This window comes from Azotobacter salinestris (assembly GCF_009363155.1).
GTDB classification, from domain to species: domain Bacteria; phylum Pseudomonadota; class Gammaproteobacteria; order Pseudomonadales; family Pseudomonadaceae; genus Azotobacter; species Azotobacter salinestris.
On record NZ_CP045302.1, the window covers coordinates 1,066,371 to 1,087,957 of the forward strand.

Annotated in this window: 19 protein-coding genes; 11 read left to right on the plus strand and 8 right to left on the minus strand. The window is 67.7% G+C overall.

The window, feature by feature from the left end:
• Nucleotides 1-209 precede the first annotated feature (209 nt).
• Complete coding sequence (locus GCU53_RS05085; protein WP_152386653.1) at nucleotides 210-440, minus strand: hypothetical protein; 231 nt, start codon at nucleotides 438-440, stop codon at nucleotides 210-212.
• Between the two features lie 211 nt (nucleotides 441-651).
• On the opposite strand from GCU53_RS05085, the gene GCU53_RS05090 reads away from it, so the two are divergent.
• The 5 genes from GCU53_RS05090 (at nucleotide 652) to GCU53_RS05115 (ending at nucleotide 5,472) form a co-directional block, all read left to right on the plus strand.
• Nucleotides 652-1,335 carry a response regulator transcription factor gene (locus GCU53_RS05090; RefSeq protein ID WP_152386654.1) on the plus strand — a complete coding sequence of 228 codons (684 nt, stop codon included), beginning with the start codon at nucleotides 652-654 and terminating at the stop codon, nucleotides 1,333-1,335.
• A 168-nt stretch (nucleotides 1,336-1,503) separates the two neighbouring features.
• Nucleotides 1,504-2,769, plus strand: a complete 1,266-nt coding sequence (locus GCU53_RS05100; RefSeq protein ID WP_152386656.1) for a sensor histidine kinase — start codon at nucleotides 1,504-1,506, stop codon at nucleotides 2,767-2,769.
• Nucleotides 2,770-2,894: 125 nt separating this feature from the next.
• The gene (locus GCU53_RS05105; RefSeq protein ID WP_152386657.1) at nucleotides 2,895-3,590 is read left to right on the plus strand and encodes a class I SAM-dependent methyltransferase; all 696 of its coding nucleotides are present in this window, start codon (nucleotides 2,895-2,897) and stop codon (nucleotides 3,588-3,590) included.
• Nucleotides 3,587-4,297 (plus strand): lipopolysaccharide kinase InaA family protein, encoded by a 711-nt coding sequence (locus GCU53_RS05110; protein ID WP_152386658.1) that lies wholly within the window; start codon nucleotides 3,587-3,589, stop codon nucleotides 4,295-4,297. Before GCU53_RS05105 ends, GCU53_RS05110 begins: the two co-directional genes overlap by 4 nt.
• A 905-nt stretch (nucleotides 4,298-5,202) precedes the next feature.
• Nucleotides 5,203-5,472 (plus strand): DUF2790 domain-containing protein, encoded by a 270-nt coding sequence (locus tag GCU53_RS05115; RefSeq protein WP_152386659.1) that lies wholly within the window; start codon nucleotides 5,203-5,205, stop codon nucleotides 5,470-5,472.
• 94 nt (nucleotides 5,473-5,566) lie between these two features.
• Here the strand turns inward: GCU53_RS05115 and GCU53_RS05120 are convergent, their stop codons facing one another.
• The 7 genes from GCU53_RS05120 to GCU53_RS05150 form a co-directional block, all read right to left on the minus strand.
• Nucleotides 5,567-6,781, minus strand: coding sequence for an aldose 1-epimerase family protein (locus GCU53_RS05120; protein WP_152386660.1), 1,215 nt, complete (start codon nucleotides 6,779-6,781; stop codon nucleotides 5,567-5,569).
• Between the two features lie 142 nt (nucleotides 6,782-6,923).
• On the minus strand, nucleotides 6,924-7,895 hold the full coding sequence (locus tag GCU53_RS05125; protein ID WP_152386661.1) for a carbohydrate kinase family protein: 972 nt from the start codon (nucleotides 7,893-7,895) through the stop codon (nucleotides 6,924-6,926).
• Between the two features lie 64 nt (nucleotides 7,896-7,959).
• Nucleotides 7,960-9,240 (minus strand): sugar MFS transporter, encoded by a 1,281-nt coding sequence (locus tag GCU53_RS05130; protein WP_152386662.1) that lies wholly within the window; start codon nucleotides 9,238-9,240, stop codon nucleotides 7,960-7,962.
• 88 nt (nucleotides 9,241-9,328) lie between these two features.
• Entirely contained in the window at nucleotides 9,329-10,996 is a 1,668-nt protein-coding gene (gene pgi / locus GCU53_RS05135) for a glucose-6-phosphate isomerase (RefSeq protein WP_152386663.1), read from the minus strand.
• Nucleotides 10,997-11,099: 103 nt separating this feature from the next.
• Complete coding sequence (pgl, locus tag GCU53_RS05140; protein WP_152386664.1) at nucleotides 11,100-11,813, minus strand: 6-phosphogluconolactonase; 714 nt, start codon at nucleotides 11,811-11,813, stop codon at nucleotides 11,100-11,102.
• Entirely contained in the window at nucleotides 11,800-13,266 is a 1,467-nt protein-coding gene (gene zwf, locus GCU53_RS05145; protein WP_152386665.1) for a glucose-6-phosphate dehydrogenase, read from the minus strand. The genes pgl and zwf overlap by 14 nt, the downstream gene beginning before the upstream one ends.
• Before the next feature lie 399 nt (nucleotides 13,267-13,665).
• Complete coding sequence (locus tag GCU53_RS05150) at nucleotides 13,666-14,424, minus strand: enoyl-CoA hydratase/isomerase family protein (RefSeq protein WP_152386666.1); 759 nt, start codon at nucleotides 14,422-14,424, stop codon at nucleotides 13,666-13,668.
• Nucleotides 14,425-14,585: 161 nt separating this feature from the next.
• Between GCU53_RS05150 and GCU53_RS05155 the strand changes: the two genes are divergently transcribed.
• From GCU53_RS05155 to GCU53_RS05180, 6 genes are all read left to right on the plus strand, one after another.
• The gene (locus GCU53_RS05155; protein ID WP_152386667.1) at nucleotides 14,586-15,983 is read left to right on the plus strand and encodes a sigma-54 interaction domain-containing protein; all 1,398 of its coding nucleotides are present in this window, start codon (nucleotides 14,586-14,588) and stop codon (nucleotides 15,981-15,983) included.
• A 278-nt stretch (nucleotides 15,984-16,261) separates the two neighbouring features.
• Complete coding sequence (locus GCU53_RS05160; RefSeq protein WP_152386668.1) at nucleotides 16,262-17,653, plus strand: GntP family permease; 1,392 nt, start codon at nucleotides 16,262-16,264, stop codon at nucleotides 17,651-17,653.
• A gap of 20 nt (nucleotides 17,654-17,673) precedes the next feature.
• Complete coding sequence (locus GCU53_RS05165) at nucleotides 17,674-18,447, plus strand: 3-hydroxybutyrate dehydrogenase (protein WP_152386669.1); 774 nt, start codon at nucleotides 17,674-17,676, stop codon at nucleotides 18,445-18,447.
• A gap of 85 nt (nucleotides 18,448-18,532) precedes the next feature.
• Entirely contained in the window at nucleotides 18,533-19,876 is a 1,344-nt protein-coding gene (locus GCU53_RS05170) for a short-chain fatty acid transporter (protein WP_152386670.1), read from the plus strand.
• A gap of 43 nt (nucleotides 19,877-19,919) precedes the next feature.
• A complete protein-coding gene (locus GCU53_RS05175; protein WP_152386671.1) occupies nucleotides 19,920-20,618 on the plus strand; it encodes a CoA transferase subunit A in 699 nt (232 codons plus the stop codon).
• 2 nt (nucleotides 20,619-20,620) lie between these two features.
• Nucleotides 20,621-21,250 carry a CoA transferase subunit B gene (locus GCU53_RS05180; RefSeq protein WP_152386672.1) on the plus strand — a complete coding sequence of 210 codons (630 nt, stop codon included), beginning with the start codon at nucleotides 20,621-20,623 and terminating at the stop codon, nucleotides 21,248-21,250.
• Nucleotides 21,251-21,587: the final 337 nt, after the last annotated feature.

Here is a 21,587-nt window from a genome sequence, read left to right on the forward strand (position 1 = left end):
GCCTTGCAGACGATGCTTGAGAGTGGCGAGCGTCACCGTGGAGATTCCGTGCCGAACAGGGACGCCATCAATAGCAGAATTCGCTCGCCGGAGCAGGCCGGCACATGCCCGGGCAACCGAGCGAAGGCCAGACGGAAGCTCGAGCGGGCACGGCCTTCGCGCGCCGCTTTCGCCGCCCGTCGGGCAGGTTGCGTCCGGGACAGGCCCCGTCAGCGCTGCAGTTCCTCCCAGTCGGGCAGTATCCCCAGGTCGCGTGCCCACATGGCCAGATCGACATGCCTGGCCATGACGACATCCTGCGCGGTATCCATCGCATAGAAATCGCCCAGTTCGGCGTATCCCTGGGAATCCTCCCGGCAGCGGCACAGCTGCTGGTTGTCCTTTCTGAGGGCCCGGTTGATCCTGGCCAGCAGAGCACGCTCGGTCACCTTCACTTTCATGGGAACCACCTCCTCTTGGGATGGAGAGGCTATGTGCCCCTAAGTGTGTAGCACTGGAAGAGTGGACAGCGGTGGATGCGACGAGCGGGCCTGCCTGTACGGGACGCCAGGCAAGCGCTGCCCCGACGGCGCCGGTCGGCCCGCTCCCGCATGCCCTCCGCCCCCGCGGCTTGCTACAGTAGCGGCCCGTCCCTGCCGAGAATTTCCGACCATGCGCATTCTGGTCATCGAAGACAACCGCGACATCCTCGCCAACGTGCTCGACTATCTGGAGCTCAAGGGCTACACGGTCGACTGCGCCCAGGACGGATTGAGCGGACTGCACCTGGCGGCCGCAGGGCAGTACGACCTGATCGTGCTGGACATCATGCTGCCGGGGATCGACGGCTACCAGGTCTGCGAACGCCTGCGCCGCGATGCGGGCATCGAGACGCCGATCATCATGCTGACCGCCCGCGACGCGCTGGACGACCGCCTGCAGGGCCTCAACAGCGGCGCCGACGACTACCTGCTCAAGCCCTTCGCCCTGTCCGAGCTGGTGGCGCGCATCGAGGCGGTACTGCGCCGCACCCAAGGCAGCCGCAAGCGCCAGCTGCAGGTCGGCGACCTGGTCTACGACCTGGACACCCTGAGCGTCAGCCGCGCCGGCAAGCCGCTGCGGCTGAACCCGATCGGCTACAAGCTGCTGGCCATCCTGATGCAGAAGAGCCCGGCGGTGGTGCGCCGGGAGTTCCTGGAGAACGCCCTGTGGGGCGACGATCTGCCGGAGAGCGACAGCCTGCGCAGCCACATCCACCAATTGCGCCAGGCGCTCGACAAGCCCTTCGACAAGCCCCTGCTGCACACCATCCACGGCGTCGGCTACCGCCTGACGGAGAACCCGGATGCCAGTTAGGCTGAGTCATCCATTGCTTCCCCGCTTGCGTTTCTGGCGCCCCCCGGAGGACGGGTCTGTTTTGGCACGGCGCTGCCTTGTTCGTCGTTCATTCGGAATGACCGAACCTCTCTCCTCCCCCCTTGCCCTGTGCCGAAACAGGCTCCGTCGCAACGAGGGAAACAAGGGATGACACACCCCAAGCAGCCCTTCGCCCGGCGCATCGTCATCGCCTTCACCCTGATGACGCTGGTGGTCAGCGGCTTCTTTTCCCTGAGCATCGTCGCCATCGTCCACTTCGTCGAGAAGCATCTGGTCTCCCAGGAGCTGAAGAGCGAACTGGACATCGTGATCAACCAGGACATCCGCCAGGGGCTCGTCCCGCGGCTGGATGCCACCACCCGCTTCTTCGCCTCGAACCTGCCGCAATACCCCATCCCCGAACCGCTGCAGCAGGTCGAAAAGGGCTTCAGCGAACTGCGCGAGGACGGCCGCGCCTACTATGTCTACGCGACGAAGAAAGACGGCCAGACCTACATGCTGGTGGAGGACCAGAGCGAGTTCGAGGAACGCGAGCAGCTGCTGTTCAAGGTGATCCTGCTCTGCTTCCTGCTGAGCGTGATCGGCGCCTGGCTGCTCGGCCTGCTGCTGGCGCGCAAGGTGATCGCGCCGGTCACCCGCCTCGCGCGCCAGGTCCGCCACCGCGACCAGTTGCTGCCGCTGGCCCCGCCGCTGGCGCCGGAATACCCCGACGACGAGGTCGGCCACCTGGCGGCGGCCTTCGACAGTACCCTCGGCCAGCTGCGCCAGAGCCTGGATCGCGAGCGCCTGTTCACCAGCGACGTCAGCCACGAACTGCGCACCCCGCTGATGGTCATCCAGGGCGCCTGCGAACTGCTCGGCGAGGCCGATCTGCAGCCCCAGGCCAGCCGCCAGGTGGCGCGGATCGGCCGGGCCGCCCAGGAAATGCACGAGCTGGTGCAGACCTTCCTGATCCTCGCCCGCGCCCGGCACGAGGAGGCCACCACCGGCGGCAGCGCCACCCTGGCCAGCGTGGCGAAGGAGCAGAGCCAGCGCTGGGGGCCGCCGATCCGCGCCAAGGGCCTGGACTTCGAGCTGATCGTGGAAGGCGAGGACCATGCCCTCTACAATCTCACCTTCCTGCGCACGGTCCTCTCCAACCTGCTGCGCAACGCCCTGCACTACACCGAGAGCGGCACGGTGCGGCTGATCCTGGAGAACGGCGGCTTCCGCGTCGAGGACAGCGGCGCGGGCATCCCCGCCGAGCAGCGCGAGCGCATCTTCCAGCCCTTCGTGCGCGGCGAGCAGGCCCGTGGCGAGGGTCTCGGTCTCGGGCTTTCGCTGGTCAAGCGGATCTGTACGCACCAGGGCTGGCAGGTCCGGGTGAGCGACCTGGAGACGGGCGGCAGCTGCTTCCGGATCCGTCTGAAATAGCCACGGCGCCTGGCACCATCGCGACGAACGGAACGCCACCGATCCCGTCCTGTCATTTTTTGGCAACGGGTCGTTGCGTTTCGCGGTACTATCGCCATCATCCCCAGCCCAACGAACTCCTTGCCATGTCGAGAACACGCATCAGCGGACTGGAACTACCGCGCCATTTCGGCCAGACCCAGGCCGCACAATGCCTGGCCAGGCATTGCGACCGTCTTGTCCGGCAGCTTTCCCACTGGCGTGACGGACAACTGATCCGGCGTGCGCTGAAGCAGGCCGGCGATCCCAATCTGCTCCTGGATCTGCCGTGCGGCGCCGGCCGCTTCTGGCCCCTGCTGACCGAGCAAGCCAACCGGGTGGTGCTCGCCGCCGACAGCTCGGCGGAAATCCTGTCGGTGGTCGAAGCCAACCACGCCGACGAGGTGCTGGCCCGGGTGCGGACCTTCCAGACCTCTCCCGTCGCCATCGACCTGCCCGACAACGCGGTCGACGGCATCTTCTGCATGCGCCTGCTGCACCACGTCGCCGACCGCGAGAGCCGCCTGGCCATCCTCCGCGAGTTCCACCGGGTCAGCCGCGACAGCCTGATCATCTCCCTGTGGGTGGACGGCAACTTCAAGGCCTGGCGGCGCCGCTATCTGGCGCAGCTGCGCGCGGCGCAGGAAGGCCGCGCCGAGAAGCGCAACCGCTTCGTCATCGAGCGGGCCACCATCGAGGCCGAATTCCGCGAAGTCGGCTTCGACATCGCCGGCCACCACGACGCCCTGCCTGGCTATGCCATGCGGCGCATCTATGTGTTGCACAAGAGGACCTCTGCGTGACCGAATCGATCGCCTTGCAGTCGTTGGACTCCTTCGCCGGAACCTTCCAGTGCTGGTGGAACCGCCAGGGGGAATGGGTTGAGGAACCCAATGCCCGTCGGGCCGGGGAAAGCGGCGTGCAGCGCCTGAGCGCGCACAGCGTGCCGCTCTACAGCAAGCGCCAGACCGGCCACCTCTACCACTCGCTGCGCCACCCCCTCGGCCGGCCGACCGTGCTGCGCGAGCAGGATGCCCTCGAGGCCGTCGAGCGTCTCGGCGTGCGGGTGCCGAAGATCGTCTTCTGTTCGGCGCGCAAGACCGACGGCAAGTGGCAGGCCCTGCTGGTCACCGAGTCGCTGGAGGGCTTCGTCAGCCTGGACGACTGGTACCGTGGCGATGCGCGCCAGCGCTGGGGCGAAGCGGTCCACCGGCAGGTGCTCGAGCAGCTGGCCCTGACCCTCAGCCGCCTGCACCGGGGCCACTGGCAGCACGGCTGCTGCTATCCCAAGCACATCTTCGTCAAGGTCGAGGAGCGCGACGGACGCCCGCAGGTGGAGATCGCCCTGATCGACCTGGAAAAGAGCCGCCAGCGCCTGCGCGTCGCCACCGCCTCGCGGCGCGACCTGGACCAGCTGCGCCGCCACAGCCCGGCCATGTCGCCGGCCGAGTGGGCCGTCCTCAAGGCCGCCTACGACAAGGCCCTGGCCGCGCCGGCCGAAGACGCCTGAGTGCACAGAGGGCTTCGGCCCTCTCCTTGTTCTTCGGGCTGACGCTCGGCCGGCAGCCTCCCGTCCGAGGCGCCGCCCCGAACGACTGCGCCGAAGCCCGAGGCGCCCTCCCCGGCCGTCACCTTTCATTCGCACAATCCGGCGCAAATGCCCTGCGGAACCGCCCGGTTCAGGCCCCGGGCCATCGGTCGGACGGGAAGGTATGCGCTCCATCCCCACGCCCCTTTACGGCAGGGGGATAGCGAAACGCGAACAGGCTCTCAGGCATCCGGAAAGCCCCCCGGCGAGTGCGCCGCAGCGTTGCAAAGAATTACTCGGACATTGAGCCAAGTGTAAATAAATATTTAATCGCACCAACTTTCCCGAACGAAAACAGTCCTCAGCAACCTGCCCGAACAACCTCCGATAGATGACAGAATGTTTCGTTGCATTCGGTTTCATTTGTCGGGCAGATCCAATATTTCAATTTCATTAACGTATGACCGTGGATCGCACTTCGTCATGCGCCGCATGCTCGTCACTCATGAAGTGGGTCCCTGTCAGCCCATTGATTCAGGAGGTATGCCATGAATAACCGGCACTTCCGGACAGAACGTGCCGCAAGCCACATCCGAAGTTCACATGCAATCCGGACTCACCGTGCCGAGGCCTGCCCGGCAGTACGGTCGGCTTGCGGATCGCACGTCCCCGCCGACCGCCATCCTACCTCCGGGACCAGGCCGCGACTGCCTCCGGACGCCTCCACGGGCATGGCACCTTCACACCCCGTCTAGCGCGAAGCGCCGGTCAGCGCGACCGGGCCGCCCAGGCGGACTCCATCGATCGCATGGAAACCGATGCCGAGCGAAAGGCTCCGCATCCGCTATTTCTATTGCCTGCGGAAAAGGAACGATATTTTATTCAACATGAAAACCATGAAATCACTCCTGGCCACCACTGCACTTGCGACAGCCACTCCGGGCATCGCCGAAGTCACCAACTCGGAAACTTGCAAAGCCAAGCCCTATGAATATTCGATGAACCTGGATATTGCCGAACTGATAAAGATCGAATATCGCCGACCCACACCTCTTTATTGCGGTGTCGTGCCGGCGGAAATGACTTATCGGGACTCCGGCGGCAAGATCAAGGTCGTCGAATATTTGTATCCCGATACCAGCGGCTGCATGGATTGAAACTTGAGGGCCTGAAACAGACAGCGGCGGAAGATCCGCCCGGGCGAGCCTGTCGACTGCCCGGGCGACTCTTGCGCCGCGATGCGATGCGGGATCAGTTCCCGCCCAGATCGACCAGCGGCGTTTCGCGCACTTCGGTTGGACGCCCAGCCTGGATCTCGTCGATCCGCTGCAGGGCCTGCTCCACGTCCGCCCTGCCGGCGAGCAGCGTGAAGCCTAGCTGGAAGTGGCGCTGCTCCCGGGGGCCGATGGTCGGCACCAGGCCCAGCGGGCGCTGGAAGCGGCGGTTGTAGGAGAAGCTGGTACCGGGCTCCAGGCCGGTGACGTAGCCCTGGCGCTCGGTGTCGGTGTTCTTCCACAGGGAGAACACCGGCAGCTGGCCGATATCGAAGGCGACCGCCACGCCGCGGTCGCCGGCGCGGTTGTGCAGCACGGCCAGGCTTTCGCCCAGCGCATCGCCGTAGGGAATCAGGTTGTAGACGGTCTCGTCGTAACCCTCGGTCGGCCCGCGGTAGCTCTGCCATTCGTCCAGTTCGCCGCGGGCCCTTTCGTTGAACGGCGACACCTGTTTGACCGGGGCGACGAAGCGTGCGCCCTGCTCCAGCAGCGGGCTGCCGAAGTTGTTGTGGTAGAGCGCCTGGTACTCCCTGGGATAGTCGCCGCGGTTGGTCAGGCTGTCGTCAAGGCTGAAGCTCAGCGCGCCCGGCTCGGTGCTCAGTTCGCTGACGATGGCGAAGTCGACTTTCTTGAACGCCTGCTCCTTCAGCTCGCCGCGCAGGCGGATGGTATGCGGCGGCTTCTCGTCGACGGTCAGCACCACCCGCGACGCCGGGATGTTCGATGCCCGGCCGTGCAGGCTGAGCAGTTCGCCGTTGTCCACGCCGGGATGACCGATCCACTCGTAGCCGCAGCGGGTGACCAGTTCGTTGAAGCCCTCCAGCCAGCCGAGGCCGCCGCGGGCGTTCCGCTCGATGAACGCCGGGTTGACCACCTCGCCGACCGGCGAATCCCAGCCCAGACGGACGTCGCCGGCCACCGCGCGCAGCACGTTCATGCCGCGGGTCGGCACCACGCTGATGGTCATGGCGCCGTTGTCGATGTCGATCAGGCAGACGCCTTCCTGGCGTCCGCCGTGCAGGGTGCGCAGGCTGATCGAGAACGGCCTGTCGGTCTCGATGCCCAGCTGTCGGCTATCGATGCTCCAGTTCTGCGGGGGCCTGTCGCTGTCGATCAGGACAAACTCGCGGACCGGTGCGGGCATGGCGCTGGCGATGGCGCCCGGGCCGTCGGGGCCGGAATGCTTCTTCATGGTGAATCCCTGTGCATTTGATCGGGTTGTCGGCCGCACGGGCCGAGAGGGGAACGAGGGAGACGGGGACGCGCAGGCGGCGCCCTCTCTCCCCGCTCCTCCGAAATCAGCGCGCGCCGATCCGGACCACGCTGAATACAGGTTAGACGACCGGCTCCGGCCGGCCGGCCGGAGCCGCCAGCTCGTGGCGACGCGGCAGGTCCGGACCGCGACGCTGGCAGGTCAGCGCCGCCGCCGCCTGGGCGAAGGCGAGCATCTGCTCGAGGTGGGTCTTCTCCAGGCTGTCTAGCCCGGCCGGACGGTCGAAGCCCTGCTCGGCCAGGTAGGTGATCAAGGCCGCCTGGAAGGTGTCGCCGGCGCCCACGGTATCCACCATGGTGATCGCGTTGGCCGGGCTGGACCAGCTGCCGTGGGCGCGGCTGAACACCATCACGCCGTTCTCGCCGCGGGTGAGGAACACCAGACGGCACTGGTGCTGCAGGAAGCGCTCGGCCATTACCGCCGGGTCCTCGCCCGGATAGAGCAGCTCCAGGTCCTCCTCGCTGACCTTGACCAGGTGGGCATGCCGGGCGAAGGCGCCGATCCGCTCGCGCCAGACGTCGAGGTCGGGCTCGACGTTGAGGCGCACGTTCGGGTCGAGGGTGATCAGCAGCTCCTGCGAGGCCCTCTCCACCACCCCGTAGAGGGTGTCCGCGGTCGGCTGCACGACCAGCGAGTAGGAGCCGACATGGATGCCGCGCACCTCGCCGCCCAGCGCGGGCACCTGCTCCGGACGCAGCTGGCGGTCCGCTCCGGAATGCCCGTAGAAGCTGTAGTGGGGCACGCCCTGGCCGTCCACGGCGACCAGACTGAGGGTGGTGGTGGCCGCCTCGAGCGGGACCAGATAGCGGGTCGACACCCCCTCGTCCTCCAGCACCTGACGCAACTGCAGGCCGAGAAAATCGCTGGAGATCCCGGTCAGCAGGGCGGAATCCACCCCCAGCCGGCTGAGCCCCACCGCCACGTTGAAGGGAGAGCCGCCGGCAATCGCCTTGAAGCCCACCTGGCGGGGCAGTTCACTGTGCGCTGGCTCGACGAACAGGTCGAACAGCGCTTCGCCGCATACTAGAAACATTGCGCACCTCTTGCTCTCGGATTTCGACGGCGCCGGGAAAGCCGTTTTCCCGGCGCCTGCCGGTTTATTCGGCCTTGGCGGCCAGGCTGGACGCACAGGACTCGGCCGGCTTCTGGTAAAGCCCGTACAGCGCCACCACTACACAGCAGGCGAACGGCACGATGAAGGACATCGCCATGCCCGAAGCATCGGCGATCGCCCCCATGACCAGCGGCAGGACCGCGGCGCCGACCAGGGCCATCACCAGGATCGAGCCGCCCCGGTTGGTCTGCCGGCCCAGGCCCTGCACGCCCATGCCGAAGATGGTCGGGTACATGATCGACATGAAGAAATACATGGCGATCATCGCGATGACCGAAACCTTCTCCACCGCCAGCATGGCGACGACGCTCAGGAAGGCGCAGGCGATGGCGTTGAACACCAGCAGGTTGCGCGCCGGGATGCGGCGCATCAGCCAGGTGCCGGAGAAACGGCCGATCATGTAGCCGATCATCGCCACCGAGAGCAGGAAGGAACAGAACTGGGGCGTGCTGCCCTGCCAGTGCTCCAGGGCGAAATTGATGAAGTAGGCCCCGACCCCGACATAGGCGCCGATGTTGCAGAACTGTGCCAGCAGGGCGAAGGTGAAGTTCTTCTGGCGCCACAGCGAGACGTCCTCCCCGGCCGGCGCCTCGGCGGCCTCAACCTCGCTGCCGACCTCAGGGAAGGCGGTGCGGGCGAAGACCACCATCAGCCCCACCACCAGCACGGCGAGCGACACGTAGATCAGCGAGGTCGGCGCGATGGTGCTGCCGGCCAGCTCGAACGGCGGCGCGTAGAGCACCGCACCGCCGATCATCGGCCCGAGGAACACCCCCAGGCCGTTGAAGGACTGGGCGAAGTTCAGGCGCTGCACGGTCTTGTCCGGATTGCCCAGTGCGGCGGCGTAGAGGTTGGCGGACACTTCCAGGCAGGCCAGGCCGCAGGCGAGCACGAAGAGCGCGATCAGGAAGGCGCTGAAGGTCGCGGCCATGGACGCCGGCACGAAGAGCAGCGCGCCGATCGCGAACAGGGCCAGGCCGAGCAGGATGCCGGCCTTGTAGCCGCAGCGCTCCATGAACAGGCCGACCGGCAGCGCCATGATGAAGTAGGCGCCGAAGTAGGCGGTCTGGATCAGGCCGGACTTGGCCCGGGAGATGTTCAGGGTTTCCTGGAAATGGTGGTTCAGGACGTCCAGCAGGCCATGGGACAACCCCCACATGAAGAACAGCGCCGTCACCAGGACAAAGGCGAAGGTCGTGGAAATGGGAGCGGTCTTTCCGGCCGTGGCTTGCGAGCGCTCCTGCAGACTGACTTCGATGTTCATCTAACCTTTCCTCTTGGAGTTATTGTTCAGGTACGGACAGGCCCGCGCCCTGTGGCGCAGGCCTGCCGGGTGCAACACCCCGTCGGGATCAGCCGCGGTGACGGCCGCGGAAGTAGTCGATCAGGCCCTGGGTCGAGGAGTCCTCGGCCGGCGGTGCCTCGTAGCTGGTCAGGCGGCCGTAGACGTTCTTGCCGAGCTCCTTGCCCAGCTCGACGCCCCACTGGTCGAAGGAGTTGATGCCCCAGACCACCCCTTGGACGAACACCTTGTGCTCGTACAGGGCGATCAGCGCGCCGAGGCGGCTGGGGTTGAGGGTTTCCACCACCAGGGTGTTGCTCGGCCGGTTGCCGGGGATCACCTTGTGCGGCGCCAGGCGCTTCACTTCCGCTTCCGCCAGGCCCTTGGCGCGCAACTCGGCCTCGGCCTCCTCGCGGCTCTTGCCACACATCAGCGCCTGGCTCTGCGACAGGCAGTTGGCGTACAGCCACTGGTGGTGGTCGGCCACCGGGTTGTGGCTGACCACCGGCACGATGAAGTCCGCCGGGATCAGCGGAGTGCCCTGGTGCAGCAGCTGGTGGTAGGCGTGCTGGCCGTTGCAGCCGACGCCGCCCCAGATCACCGGGCCGGTGCCGCAGGACACCGGGCTGCCGTCCTGGCGCACGCTCTTGCCGTTGGACTCCATGTCCATCTGCTGCAGGTGCTTGACGAAGTTGCGCAGGTAGTGGTCGTAGGGCAGGAAGGCGTGGGTCTGCGCGCCCCAGAAGTTGTGGTACCAGATGCCGAGCATGGCCAGCAGCACCGGCATGTTGTTCTCGAACGGCTCGTTGCGGAAATGGCAGTCCATGGCGTAGGCGCCAGACAGCAGGTCCTTGAAGTTGGCCATGCCGATGGCCAGGGCGATCGGCAGGCCGATGGCCGACCACAGCGAATAGCGCCCGCCGACCCAGTCCCACATCGGGAAGATGTTCTTCTCGCGGATGCCGAACTCGATCGCCGCCTGCTTGTTGCTGCTCACCGCGATGAAGTGGCGATAGAGCTTTTCCTCGGTCCCCCCCTTGGCCAGGTACCAGGTGCGCGCGGCCTGGGCGTTCTTCAGGGTCTCCAGGGTGCCGAAGGTCTTGCTGGAGATGATGAACAGGGTGGTCTCGGCGTTCAGCCGCGCGGTCAGCTCGCGGAACTCACTGCCGTCGATGTTCGCCAGGTAGTGGCAGCGCACGCCGGACTGCTGGGTGTAGGGCAGAAGCGCCTCGGACACCAGCTCGGGGCCGAGGTAGGAGCCGCCGATGCCGATGTTCACCACGTCGGTGATGGCCTTGTCGTTGTAGCCACGCCACAGCTTGTTGTGGATGCGCCCGACGATGTCGGTCATCTGCGCCAGGGCGGCGTGCACGTCGCGCATGATGTTGTGGCCGTCGATGACCAGGCTGTCGCCCATCGGGCGACGCAACGCGGTGTGCAGGACCGGGCGGCCTTCCGAGGCGTTGATCCTCTCGCCGTCGAACATCGCCCGGGTGGCCTGCTCGACGCCGGCCTCGCGGGCCAGGTTGACCAGCAGGTCGCGGGTTTCCTGGGTGATGAGGTTCTTCGAGTAGTCGAGGAAGAGGCCGCAGCTGGTGGTGGAGAACTCGTCGAAACGGCCGGGATCGCTCAGGAACGCCTCGCGCATGTGGAAGTTCTGCATGGCCTGGCGGTGTTCCTGCAGGGCCCGCCAGGAGGCCAGAGCGGTGACGTCGAACGCGTGCTGGTAGTAGCTCATGGAGTACGGCTTCCTTCAATCTGTCTTGGACTTGTAAGGGGTGCGTCTGATACGGCCATCCTGACTGGCTGCGAAGCGGAGCGTTCCCTCGCGGTCCGCGGCCTCAAGGGCTCCAGTGGATCTCCAGCCCGTCGCCGAGGAAGGCGCGGATCGGCATGCGCAGCGGATCGGCACGCAGGGCCTGGCGCAGGGTCTCCAGCTTGGCCGGGCCCTGGATGGCCAGGCAGCGCAGGCGTGCCCGCGCCAGCACCGGCCAGGTCAGACTAATCCGCGGGTGCGGCGCGACCGGCGCGAGCATCGCCATGCATGGCTCGGCGCAGGTGCCGGCCAGGGCCTGGGCGAGGTTCGGGCTGCCGGGGAACAGCGAGGCGGTGTGGCCGTCCTCGCCCATGCCCAGCACCACCGCATCGACCGGCCGCTTGAGCGCCGCCAGCGCCCGGCCGGCCAGGCGGGCCGCCTCCTCCAGGCTGGCCGCCGGCTGGTAGAGGCCGAGGAAGCTCGCCGCGGCAGCCGGGCCCTGCAGCAGATGGCGGCGCACCAGCGCTTCGTTGCTGCCGTCCTGGTCCGGCGCCACCCAGCGCTCGTCGACCAGGCCGACCTGCACCCGGCTCCAGTCCAGCTCGCGGGCAGACAGCGCCTCGAAGAAGGGCACCGGGCTGCGCCCGCCCGATACCAAGAGACTGGCCCGGCCATCGGTGTCGATGGCCTGGCGCAGCACCTCGGCCACGCGGTCGGCCAGGCCCTCGGCCAGGGCGGCGCCGTCGGCCAGCGACCGAGTCACCAGCCCGGCCGGCAGATCGAGTTCAGAAATCCCCATACCAGCTCCTCCCGTCACGGGTGATCAGTGCAATCGAAGACAGGGGCCCCCAGCTGCCCGCCGCATACGGCTTGGGCGCCTCGCCCTGCAGGCGCCAGCCGGCGATCAGCCGGTCGCACCAGCGCCAGGCGTACTCGATCTCGTCCTTGCGCACGAACAGGTTCTGGTTGCCCTTCATCACCTCCAGCAGCAGCCGCTCGTAGGCGTCGGGAATCCGCGCGCTGCGGTAGGTGTCGGAAAAATTCAGCTGCAAGGGGCCGCTGCGCAGCTGCATGCCCTTGTCCAGCCCCTGCTCCTTGGTCATCACCTGCAGGGCGATGCTCTCGTTCGGCTGCAGGCGGATGATCAGCTTGTTGCCGATCAGGGGGCGCTGCTCCTCGGCGAAGATGTAGTGCGGCGCCTCCTTGAAGTGGATGACGATCTGCGACAGCTTCTGCGGCATGCGCTTGCCGGTGCGCAGGTAGAACGGCACCCCGGCCCAGCGCCAGTTGCGGATCTCCGCGCGCAGGGCGACGAAGGTCTCGGTGTCGCTGCGCGGGTTGGCGTTGTCCTCCTCCAGGTAGCCGGGCACCGGCTTGCCGAGGATGTTGCCGGCCACGTATTGGCCGCGCACCACCTGCTGGCTGAGCTGGGCGGCGTCGATCGGCGCCAGCGCCTTGAGTACCTTGACCTTCTCGTCGCGGATGCTGTCGGCCGACAGGTCGCTCGGCGGGTCCATGGCGATCAGGCAGAGCAGCTGCAGCAGGTGGTTCTGGATCATGTCGCGCAGCTGGCCGGCCTTGTCGAAGTAGCCCCAGCGGCCCTCGATGCCGACCTGCTCGGCCACGGTGATCTCCACGTGGGAGATGTGGTTCTGGTTCCACTGGGTCTCGAACAGGCTGTTGGCGAAGCGCAGGGCGATCAGGTTCTGCACCGTCTCCTTGCCCAGGTAGTGGTCGATCCGGTAGGTGCGGTCTTCCGGGAAGTGCCGCGCCACCGCATCGTTGACCTTGCGCGAGGAGGCCAGGTCGTGGCCGATCGGCTTCTCCAGCACCACGCGGGTGCGCTCGGCCAGGCCCACCTCGGCCAGCCCGGCGCAGATCGGCTCGTAGAGCGCGGCCGGGGTGGCGAAGTAGGCGACCAGCCGCTCGGCATCGCCGGCCCGGTCGGCCAGCGCGGCGTAGTCGCCCGCATTGAGGAAGTCCATCGACAGGTAGTCCAGGCGGCCGAGGAAGCGCTGCAGGACGCCCTCCTCCAGCTCCGCCCCCGGCACGTGGCGGCGCAGGTGCTCGGCGACGATGTCCCGGGTCCCCTCGCCGGCATCCAGGGCCAGCGCCAGCAACCGCGTGTCCGGGCACAGCAGGCCGGCGCGGTCCAGTTGGTAGAGGGCGGGGAACAGCTTGCGCAAGGCCAGGTCACCCAGGGCGCCGAACAGGGCGAAGGTGCAAGGCTCGATAGTATTGGTAGTAGCCATGGCGCTTGTTCTTTTTGTAAAAGAAGGCGCAATAAAACCATCATTGAATCGATTCATCAACAGCAAATGTTGTTATAAAAACAAATTTTATAGTAGAAAGATATTATTGGACCCAGTCGCTCGCGTGCCATGGGACATCACCCTGCACGCTTCGCCTGAGCCGCGGAGACGGGCGAATCGAGAGGCAGTTGCCGATCGACGTGATACCCGGCGGCATGGCCGGCAGGTCCGGGAACGGACCCGGCCCTTCCGGAGCACGCATCGGCTGGCGGAGATCGTCTTCGCCATGGTCGCTCTGCCGGCGGCGGAGCAGTTCGCGCCCGAGGCCGGCAGCCGGTTCCGTTAGGTCCTGGCTGCCGGGCAAGGTTCCCCCAGACGTCGCGCCGGGGAAGAAAAGGCTCAGCGCCCCTCGAACCGCGGCGGGCGCTTTTCGCCGAGCGCGCGCAGCCCTTCCTGGAAGTCCGCCGAGGCCGAGCAGTGCTGCACGTCCGCCTCCACCGCCGTGCGGTCCAGGGTGCCGCGGGCGGCCGCGTTCAGGTGGCGCTTCATGCCGGCCACCGCCAGCGGGGCCAGTTCCGCCAGGTTAGCGGCCAGCGCCTCGGTCGCCTCGGCCAGCCGCTCGGGACTGTCGTACAGGTGGGTGAGCAGGCCGACCTCCAGCATGCCCCTGGCGTCGAGCTTCTCGCAGGCGAGGATCAGCCGCTTGGCGGCGTTCAGCCCGAGGCGCGACACGTAGCGCTGGAACAGCCCGGCGTAGAGGTGCAGGCCGAAGCGCGCCGCCGGCATGAGCATCTGCGCTGCCGGGCCGCCGAGGCGGAAGTCGCAGGCCAGCAGGATGTCGGTGGCGCCGCCGAACACCCCGCCCTGCACCTCGGCGATGGTCAGGGGACGCAGGTTCTCCAGGGCGTCGGCGACCGTCTCGAAGCGCCCGCCGTCGCCGGCCGCGGCCAGGTCGTCGAAGCTGTAGCCGGCGCAGAAATGCCGCCCCTCGGCGCGCAACAGCACCACCCGCACCTGCGGCGCCGCCTCGATGCGCGCCAGGCAATCCAGCAGCGCCGTCAGGTCCGCCTCCTCCAGGCGGTTGGCCTTGTCCGGCCGCCGCAGGCGCAGGGTCGCCAGGGGGCCGGAAATCTCCAGGGAAGGGATGCTGCCACTCATGAGTCACTCCTGACCGAACCGATCGATCCGCCCATTCTCAAGGCACCCCGGCTCGCCCTCAAGGCGTCGATGGTCGCCCCCGCTTCCGAGCCCGGCTTGCAGTGCGGCCGCTCTTGAGCGAACGTCCGCAGCAGGACCCTCTTCACGCAGCGGAGCGCAGCATGGATTCCACCGACCGCCTCAAGGACTACCGCAGCACCCGCCTGCAGGCGATGCGCTCGCTGTTCGAGATCGTCGAGCAGTCCAGCGAGGGCACGGTGATCGTCGACCGCGACGCGCGCATCGTCTGGATCAACGAGCGCTACGCCCGGCGCTTCGGTCTCGCCGATCCGGCCGAGGCCCTCGGCCAGCCGGTGGAGAGCGTGATCCCCGGCAGCCTGCTGCGCGAGGTGGCGCACAGCGGCCGGCCGATCCTGCTGGACATGCTCGATACGCCGAAGGACCCGCTGGTGGTCATGCGCCTGCCGATCCGCGACGAGAACGGCCAGCTGATCGGCGCCATCGGCTTCGCCCTGTTCGACGAACTCAAGCGCCTCTCGCCACTGGTCCGCCACTACCTGAGCATGCAGGAGGAGCTGGCCTCGACCCGCTCCCTGCTGCAGGCGCGCCAGGCCCGCTACAGCTTCGCCCAGTTCATCGGCACCAGCACCCCGGCCCTGGAGGTCAAGCGCCGCGCCCGCCGCGGCGCGGCCAGCGAGGCACCGGTGCTGCTGCTCGGCGAGACCGGCACCGGCAAGGAGCTTCTGGCCCACGCCATCCACGCCGCCTCGCCGCGCGCCCACAGGCCCTTCGTCAGCCTGAACATGGCGGCCATCCCGGAAAGCCTGCTGGAGGCGGAATTCTTCGGCACCGCGCCGGGCGCCTACACCGGCGCCAGCCGCAAAGCACGGCCCGGCAAGTTCCAGATCGCCCAGGGCGGCACCCTGTTCCTCGACGAGATCGGCGACATGCCCCTGCACCTGCAGGGCAAGCTGCTGCGCGTCCTGCAGGAGAAGGAATTCGAGCCGGTCGGCTCCAACCAGATCCTGTTCAGCGACGTGCGCCTGATCGCCGCCACCTCCTGCGACCTGGAAACGGCGGTGCGCCAGGGCCGCTTCCGCGCCGACCTCTACTACCGGCTGAACGTGCTGCCGATCCGCCTGCCGCCGCTGCGCGAGCGCCTGGACGACCTGCCGGCGCTGTGCGAGGCGATCCTCGGCCAGCTCGGCAGCGACCAGGCGCCAAGCACTGCCGCCCTGGCCCTGCTCGCCCGCCACGACTGGCCGGGCAATATCCGCGAGCTGCGCAACCTGCTTGAGCGCGCCATTCTGCTCGGCGACGGCACGCAGCTGGATGAGGCCATGCTCGCCGCCGCCCTGGAACCACAGCCGCGCCCCGTGCCGGTCGCGGCGCCGGCCGCCGGCGAAAGCTACCGGCAGGCCATGCAGCGCTTCGAGCGCGAGCTGCTGGAGAACGCCCTGGCGAGCGCCGGCAATGCCCTGGAGGCCGCGCGGCGCCTGGGCCTGAGCCGCTCCACCCTGTACCGCCGGCTGGCCGCGCTGGGCATTCCGTCCCGATAACGGGAACAATCCCGAAAATGGGAATCCGCCGACCTCGCCTCTAATCGCCCCTCCAGCCGCTCCTGCAGCCGCATCTTTCCCGAATATGGGAAAGCACTGCCGTGCATCCCGAAAAAATCCTTATGAATCAATGGGCAACTTCGATGGCATGGAATTCGCTGTAAGAAATTCCGCGGACTTCCGCACCGATAACAACAATATCCCCCGTCGTGATCCATCCTTAGCGCAGGCCATTGACGGCCTTCCGCTCGACACGGCAGGTTCAAGGAGATTCCCCCATGAGTGTCATCGTCGCCCTCGCGGCCCTGGCTCTGCTCATGCTGGCCGCCTACCGCGGCTACAGCGTGATCCTCTTCGCCCCCATCGCCGCCCTCAGCGCCGTGCTGCTGACCGACACCAGCGCGGTAGCACCGGCCTTCAGCGGGGTGTTCATGGAAAAGATGGTCGGCTTCATCAAGCTGTACTTCCCGGTGTTCCTGCTCGGCGCGGTGTTCGGCAAGCTGATCGAACTGTCCGGTTTTTCCCGCTCCATCGTCAGCGCGGCGATCCGCCTGCTCGGCACCCGCCAGGCGATGCTGGTGATCGTGCTGGTCTGCGCCCTGCTCACCTTCGGCGGGGTGTCGCTGTTCGTGGTGGTGTTCGCGGTCTATCCGTTCGCCGCCGAGATGTTCCGCCAGAGCGACATCCCCAAGCGCCTGATCCCGGCGACCATCGCCCTCGGCGCCTTCACCTTCACCATGACCGCCCTGCCGGGCACCCCGCAGATCCAGAACATCATCCCCAGCGCCTTCTTCGGCACCAACGCCTGGGCCGCCCCCTGGCTGGGGCTGATCGGCTCCCTGTTCATCCTCGTGGTCGGCATGCTCTACCTGCAGCGCCAGCTGCACAAGGCCCGGCGCGCCGGCGAGGGCTACGGCACGCAGCTTCGCAACGAACCGGAAACCGCCGCCGACCTGCGCCTGCCCAACCCCTGGCTGGCGCTCTCGCCGCTGCTGCTGGTGGGCGTCTCGAACCTGCTGCTGACCGGCCTGATCCCGCTCTGGTACGGCGCCAGCCACAGCCTGCAGCTGGTCGGCATGCCGGCGCCGCTGGTGACCGACGTGAACAGGCTGACCGCTATCTGGGCGGTGGAAGGCGCCCTGCTGCTGGGCATTCTGCTGGTGCTGGCGAGCAGCTTCGGCACGGTGCGCAGCCGGCTCGCCGAAGGCACCCAGACGGCCGTGGGCGGCGCCCTGCTGGCGGCGATGAACACCGCCTCGGAGTACGGCTTCGGTGGCGTGATCGCCTCGCTGCCCGGCTTCGTGCTGGTGGCCGACGCCCTGGAGGCCATCCCCAACCCGCTGATCAACGAGGCCATCACCGTGAACCTGCTGGCGGGCATCACCGGCTCCGCCTCGGGCGGCATGAGCATCGCCCTGGCGGCCATGTCCGATACTTTCATAGCCGCCGCCAACGCCGCGCAGATCCCCCTGGAGGTGCTGCACCGGGTGGCCTCCATGTCCAGCGGCGGGATGGACACCCTGCCGCACAACGGCGCGGTGATCACCCTGCTGGCGGTCACCGGACTGACCCATCGCGAGGCCTACAAGGACATCTTCGGCATCACGCTGATCGCCACCCTCGCCGTGTTCTTCATCATCGGCGTGTTCTACGCCACCGGTCTGGTCTGAACGACCAAGGAGACAAGCCCATGACGATTCTCGGCGGCAAGACCGCTCTGGTCACCGGCTCCACCAGCGGCATCGGCCTGGGCATCGCCCACTGCCTGGCCGCCGCCGGCGCCAACCTGGTGCTCAACGGCTTCGGCGACGCGCAGCAGGCGCTGCAGTCGGTGCGCAGTCACGGCCACGAAGTGCGCCACCATCCGGCCGACATGTCCAGGCCCGAAGAAATCGCCGCGCTGATGGCGTTCGCCGAAGGCGAGTTCGGCGGTGTCGACATCCTGGTCAACAACGCCGGCATCCAGCATGTGGCCCCGGTCGAGGAATTCCCGCCGGAGCGCTGGGACAGCGTCCTCGCCATCAACCTCTCCTCGGCCTTCCACACCACCCGCCTGGCCCTGCCCGGCATGCGCCGGCGCAACTGGGGGCGGATCGTCAACATCGCCTCGGTGCACGGCCTGGTCGCCTCGGCGCAGAAGTCCGCCTACGTCGCCGCCAAGCACGGCCTGCTCGGCCTGACCAAGGTGGTCGCCCTGGAAACCGCGCAGACCCCCATCACCTGCAACGCGATCTGCCCCGGCTGGGTGCTGACGCCCCTGGTGCAGCAGCAGATCGACGCCCGCGCCCTGGCCAGCGGCGACCCCGTCGGCGCCCGCCACGACCTCCTGGCCGAGAAGCAGCCGTCGCTGGAGTTCGTCACCCCCGAGCAGCTCGGCGCGCTGGTGCTGTTCCTCTGCAGCGAATCGGCCAGCCAGGTGCGCGGCGCGGCCTGGAACATGGACGGCGGCTGGGCGGCGCAGTGACGCACGCCGCCGCCGAAGAACGATGACGACCGGAGCGACGACAATGGCAACGACAACGACAATAACAACACCCAGGAAGCACTCAATGTTCGCCAGGATCACCCACCTCTGCGTGCTGCTGGTGCAGCGCTACCTGCCATCGCCCTTCGTGTTCTCCGCCCTGCTCACCCTGCTGGTGCTGGCCGCCGGCATGCTCTTCACCGGCCAGAGCCTGCCGGCCATGATCCGCCACTGGAACGCCGGCTTCTGGACCCTGCTGGCCTTCGCCATGCAGATGGCGCTGATCTTCGTCACCGGCCACGCCCTGGCCAACGCGCCGGCGGTCAGCCGCCAGCTCGACCGCCTCGCCGGCCTGGCGCGCAGCCCCGGCCAGGCGGTGGTGCTGGTCACCCTGGTGGCGCTGGCCGGCTGCTGGCTCAACTGGGGCTTCGGCCTGGTGGTCGGCGCGGTGTTCGCCCAGGCCCTGGCGCGGCGGGTCGTCGGCGTCGACTATCCGCTGCTGGTGGCCGCCGCCTACTCGGGCTTTCTGGTCTGGCATGGCGGCCTGTCCGGTTCGATTCCGCTGGCCCTGGCCAGCGGCGGCGCCGATCTTGCGCGCGTCTCCGGCGGCGTGCTCACCGAGGCCATCGGCATCCAGCGCAGCCTGTTCACCCCGCTCAACCTCGCCATCGTCGCCGGCCTGGCGATCGGCCTGCCGCTGCTCAACCGCGCCATGCACCCGCACGAGGGCGCCCGGGTGGCCGATCCCGCCCTGCTCGCCGAGGTGCGCCCGCAGCCGCCGCGTCGCGACACCCCGGCCCAGCGCCTGGACGACAGCCGCCTGCTCGGCCTGGCGCTGGTCGGCATGGCGCTGGTGTATTTCGTCGGCCACTTCGCCAGCCAGGGCTTCGCCCTCGGCCTGAACGTGGTGATCGCCCTGTTCCTGTTCGCCGGCCTGCTGCTGCACGGCACCCCGGAACGCTACATGCGCGCCATGGACGAGAGCGTGCGCGGCATCGGCGGCATCGTCCTGCTGTTCCCGTTCTACGCCGGGATCATGGGCATGATGATGGGCGCCAACGCCGAGGGCGTGTCCCTCGGCCGGCAGATCAGCGAGGCCTTCGTCGCCTGGTCCAGCGCCGACACCTTCCCGCTGCTGGCCTTCCTCAGCGCCGGGGTGGTCAACGTCTTCGTGCCCTCCGGCGGCGGCCAGTGGGCGGTGCAGGGTCCCATCATGCTGCCGGCCGGCCAGGCCCTCGGTGTCGCCCCGGAAGTCACCGCCATGGCCATCGCCTGGGGCGACGCCTGGACCAACATGATCCAGCCGTTCTGGGCCCTGCCGCTGCTCGGCATCGTCGGCCTGGGCGCCCGCGACATCATGGGCTATTGCTTGATCATGCTGCTCTATTCCGGGGCGGTGATCTGCGCGGCCTTCTATTTCCTGACCTGATCCGCCCGCGGCGGACGGTCCCGCACCATCGAGAGAGGAACCCATGAACAAGCTCTATCCCAGCGCCCAGGACGCCCTCGACGGGCTGGTGGAGGACGGCATGACCCTCGCCGTCGGCGGCTTCGGCCTGTGCGGCATTCCCGAGACGCTGATCGCCGCCCTGCGCGACTCCGGCAGGAAGCAGCTCACCGTCATCAGCAACAACGCCGGCGTCGACGGCTTCGGCCTCGGCCTGCTGCTGGAGACCCGGCAGATCCGCAAGATGATTTCCTCCTACGTCGGCGAGAACAAGGAGTTCGAGCGCCAGTACCTGTCCGGCGAACTCGAGTTGGAGTTCACCCCTCAGGGCACCCTGGCCGAGAAGCTGCGCGCCGGCGGCGCCGGCATCCCCGCCTTCTATACGAAAACCGGCTACGGCACCCTGGTCGCCGAGGGCAAGGAAACCCGCCAGTTCGACGGCGAGTGGTACGTGATGGAGAGGTCGCTGACCGCCGACGTCGCCCTGGTCAAGGCCTGGAAGGCCGACAAGGCCGGCAACCTGCTGTTCAGGAAGACCGCGCGCAACTTCAACCCGCTGGCGGCGATGGCCGGGCGGATCTGCGTGGCCGAGGTCGAGGAGATCGTCGAGACCGGCGAGCTCCACCCCGACCAGGTCCACCTGCCGGGCATCTACGTGCAGCGCCTGGTGCTCAACCCCAGTCCCGAAAAACGCATCGAACAACGTACCCTGCGGAGTGCCTGACCATGGCCTGGAATCGTGAACAGATGGCGCAGCGCGCCGCCCGGGAGCTGCAGGACGGCTTCTACGTCAACCTCGGCATCGGCCTGCCGACCCTGGTCGCCAACTACATCCCCGACGGCATGGAGGTCTGGCTGCAGAGCGAGAACGGCCTGCTCGGCATCGGCCCCTTCCCCACCGAGGAGGAGGTCGACCCGGACCTGATCAATGCCGGCAAGCAGACCGTCACCACCGTCCCGGGCAGCAGCTTCTTCGACAGCGCCGCCTCCTTCGCCATGATCCGCGGCGGCCACATCGACCTGTCGATCCTCGGCGCCATGCAGGTCTCCGAGCACGGCGACCTGGCCAACTGGATGATCCCCGGCAAGATGGTCAAGGGCATGGGCGGGGCCATGGACCTGGTGGCCGGGGTGCGCCGCGTGGTGGTGCTGATGGAACACTGCGCCAAGGGCGGCGCGCACAAGCTCCTCGAGCGCTGCGACCTGCCGCTGACCGGCGTCGGGGTGGTCGACCGGATCATCACCGACCTGGGCGTGCTCGACGTCACCGAGCAGGGCCTGAAACTGGTCGAGCTGGCCGAGGGGGTGACCTTCGAGCACCTGCAGCAGGCTACCGGCTGCCCGATCCGGCGCTGACGGCGCCTGACTGGCGGCGGCCGGCCGTTTCCCTTCCGGCATGGCTGTATGCGGGTTCCACCCCATGCCTCATGCCTCTTGCGCGGCTGCCTGCGGGCATCGCGCTTTTTTATTCCGAGCGGGCGCCCCGTGCGGCGGCGCCTGAACGAAAACGGTGGACAAGCAAAGCGTTGTCCACCCTACCCAGCCTGCTCTCCCACGCAGGGTGGATAACGGCGCAGCCTTATCCACCGCCCGGCACCGCCACGCGGCGGGAAGCCCCCTCGCCCCTGTGCAGCGAAGCAGCCGAGGGGTTAGCCTTGGCCAGGCGATCACAACAACTACTAAGGAAGGATCC